Origin of the sequence: Catellatospora sichuanensis (assembly GCF_007483665.1) — a bacterium.
GTDB classification, from domain to species: Bacteria; Actinomycetota; Actinomycetes; order Mycobacteriales; family Micromonosporaceae; genus Catellatospora; species Catellatospora sichuanensis.
This window is the reverse complement of record NZ_ML660194.1, coordinates 1-2677: the sequence shown is the minus strand read 5'-3', so window position 1 is coordinate 2677 and position 2677 is coordinate 1. Positions and strand designations below refer to the sequence as shown.

Below are 2677 nucleotides of genomic sequence, written 5' to 3'. Positions count from 1 at the left end.
GCGGGCGGAAACCCCTCCCGCCCGCGCCACGCCGGGCCAGCCCGAAACAGCGACCAGACACGATGGAGGTGACGGCGATGGCGGACCTTCCCCGCCCGCTGAACAGAGCCGCAGCGCTGGGCGACGCGAGCTATCCCGGCTACGCGATGAACGCGGCCGCGACCGCCATCGGCGTCACCCCCGCCTTCCTGCGCTCAGCCGAAACAGCCGGGCTGTTCGAAGTGCACCGCTCCGAGGGCGGACACCGCCGCTACAGCCGCGACGACCTGCACCGCGCTGAACGCGCCCGCGCCCTGGTCGACGACGGCATCCGCCTGGACGCAGCCGTGCGCATCGTCAGCCTCGAATACCAACTCGCCGCCGCCAACGCGATGATCGAACTGCTGCGCCGCAAGGACCAGCAGCCAAAACGAGGCCCGCAGGAGTGACCGACGATGGCGCTGCACCTCAAACGCGACCACCGAGGCCGACAGTACTTCGCGATCAGCTGCGACGACTGCGGCACCCGGTTCACGGCGTTCGACGACGGCTGCTACCACTACGCAAGCCTGCGACTGGAAGCCGTACTCGCCGGATGGGACGCTCCGACCGGCCCCGACCCAGCCCACCGCTGCCCCGACTGCGTAGGTGACGGCAACCGGGTCCGACGCGACACCGGCCTGAGCCCAGCCGCAAACCCTGTCGGCATGTGTGACCGGGCCGCACAGCACGGGACCTCGGTAACGCACCGTCTCTGACGGCGTTCACCCCGCGCCAGCACTGCTCACAGGAAGGGCGCCATGGAGAAGATCACCGTCAAGTTCGTGCACGGCGCGGCTGAGTCCTTGGAGGAGATCGACGTACCGGACGCCGACGATCCGCCGATGTCGGTTTCGATCTGGCTGCCTGCGGACGATCCCCTCGCCGCCGCCGGAGCGCAGGATCCCTGGGAGGCCGTCTACATCCGGGAACCCAACCCAGGCGGCGACCCGAGGTGGCTCTACCGGTTCCACGCCCTGGCCGACCCCGAGGAGTAGCCGGTTCCGGAACTCATTGGTGACCTTTCCGTAGGCCGCTCCGACCATTAGCCGCCCCTGTCAATGGTTCGCCTGGTCGCGGGACTCCGTCTGGCAAGGCTGCGATGCTGCCGTCAAGTTGTCCCGGGACACGCCTTGCGGCGGCGCGGACCGTTCCTGCGGCAGCTGTGCCGCTGCCGCTGGTGCCAGATGCAGGTAGAACCATCCGATCGCCAGCTCGGCTCGGCGACCTGCTGCAGCGCGCCGGGTTCGCTGAACAGGTGGTTGGCGTCGGGAACGATGCACACCTGCGCACGATCGCCGATCATGGCGGCGGCGTCACAGCTCAGCTCGATCACGGTAGGGTCGTTGCCACCGACGCCCAGTTGTTAGCCGCGTCCAAGCACGCTGTAGCAGCCCCTGTGCGCTGTCGGCTGAAGGATCATGCACATCGTGACCAAATGCAGGCGTCGGGAAATGACAGGGCTGGCGAGAATTGCCAAGGTGACATCGGTGAAAGCGTCGCGAAGCCTGCAGCTCTGAACGCTGGGTCTGGACAAGGGCAATGAGAACCTACACCGAGCAGTGGACTCTGATCGACTTCGCGTGCGCGGATGACGAGGTCGAACGGCTTGGTGACCAGCTCGCGGCGGCACTTGCGGCCGGTCCGTGGTACGCCGACTATGCCGTGACGGACGCACGGCACGTCGTGTTCGCCGGGCGCCGGTTCGTGATCCGCCGCGGCGATCGGAACCAAAACGACCAGGTCAGGGCATATGCGGAGTCGGTGGGCGTGCCGGCCGCACAGCTGGACTGGCCGACCTGAGCACCAGGCCTGGTTATGGCCCTCGTTGACATGCCGTGCGTGTATGCCTAGTCATTCGCTACCTGGGGCTATGCGCACGTTCGGTCAGCGCTTCGGGGATCGTCAACACGGCGACTGCGGTAGATGTCGCCCTGATTGGCCTCGGCGCGCCAGGGGCGGGCGTGGTCCAACGCGATGTGGAACTCGGGAGCGTCGCGGTTCAGGGTCACGACGGCCGGTTCTGCAGTGGCTTCGACGGAGACCAGGTGGCTGCCGTCGGGGCCGATGATCGCCGATCGCATCAGGTCAGCGCTCTGGTCGGGGACCGACAGGCTGAGCCAGTAGTTGTTGATCGCGGCGTGGGCCTGAGCCTTAAGGAAGAAGATCGAATCGACGGGCCAAGCCGACAGCAGCAGGCAGTCCACGCCGAGGCGTGCGTACTCGGCGAACAGCTGCGGGAAGTTGACCTCGACGCAAATGGCACAGCCGAACCGGTAGCCGTCGACGTCGAACACCACCGGCTCGAAGCCGGGGGTGTAGAAACGCGTGATCTCGGTGTTCGAACAGAAGCGCTTGTCGTATCGGGTGATGATCTGTCCCTGGTCGGAGATCACGTAGAGGCTGTTGTGGGGCAGGTGCGGGGGTGTCAGCGGGTGTGCCGAGCCCAGCACTACCCACACCCTGAGTTCTGCCGCCAGCTCGGCCACCTTGCCGAGCTCGTCGCGGACCGCGGCCCAGTCCACGTCGGCCCTGAGCTTCCACCTTCGGGCCGGACACCCTGATCCCTGGCAGGATGGCCAGGAGGAAGGATGTCCTGGTGGCACGCCCTTCGCAGTACACCGAACAGTTCCGTAAGGATGCTGTGGCGCTGGTCCAA

5 protein-coding genes are annotated in these 2677 nt (G+C 66.8%); 3 read left to right on the top strand and 2 right to left on the bottom strand.

The window, feature by feature from the left end; genetic code table 11:
• Positions 1 to 77 precede the first annotated feature (77 nt).
• Together FLL47_RS14280 and FLL47_RS14275 are read left to right on the top strand one after the other, a co-directional pair.
• The gene (locus FLL47_RS14280; protein ID WP_144121010.1) at positions 78 to 428 is read left to right on the top strand and encodes a helix-turn-helix domain-containing protein; all 351 of its coding nucleotides are present in this window, start codon (positions 78 to 80) and stop codon (positions 426 to 428) included.
• A gap of 351 nt (positions 429 to 779) precedes the next feature.
• Positions 780 to 1016, top strand: a complete 237-nt coding sequence (locus FLL47_RS14275; RefSeq protein ID WP_144121009.1) for a hypothetical protein — start codon at positions 780 to 782, stop codon at positions 1014 to 1016.
• Between the two features lie 113 nt (positions 1017 to 1129).
• Here the strand turns inward: FLL47_RS14275 and FLL47_RS14270 are convergent, their stop codons facing one another.
• A complete protein-coding gene (locus FLL47_RS14270; RefSeq protein WP_144121008.1) occupies positions 1130 to 1354 on the bottom strand; it encodes a hypothetical protein in 225 nt (74 codons plus the stop codon).
• A 206-nt stretch (positions 1355 to 1560) separates the two neighbouring features.
• On the opposite strand from FLL47_RS14270, the gene FLL47_RS14265 reads away from it, so the two are divergent.
• Entirely contained in the window at positions 1561 to 1821 is a 261-nt protein-coding gene (locus FLL47_RS14265) for a hypothetical protein (RefSeq protein WP_144121007.1), read from the top strand.
• 68 nt (positions 1822 to 1889) lie between these two features.
• Here FLL47_RS14265 and FLL47_RS14260 read toward each other — a convergent pair whose 3' ends face one another.
• On the bottom strand, positions 1890 to 2543 hold the full coding sequence (locus tag FLL47_RS14260; RefSeq protein ID WP_222106073.1) for a carbon-nitrogen hydrolase family protein: 654 nt from the start codon (positions 2541 to 2543) through the stop codon (positions 1890 to 1892).
• Positions 2544 to 2677 lie beyond the last annotated feature (134 nt).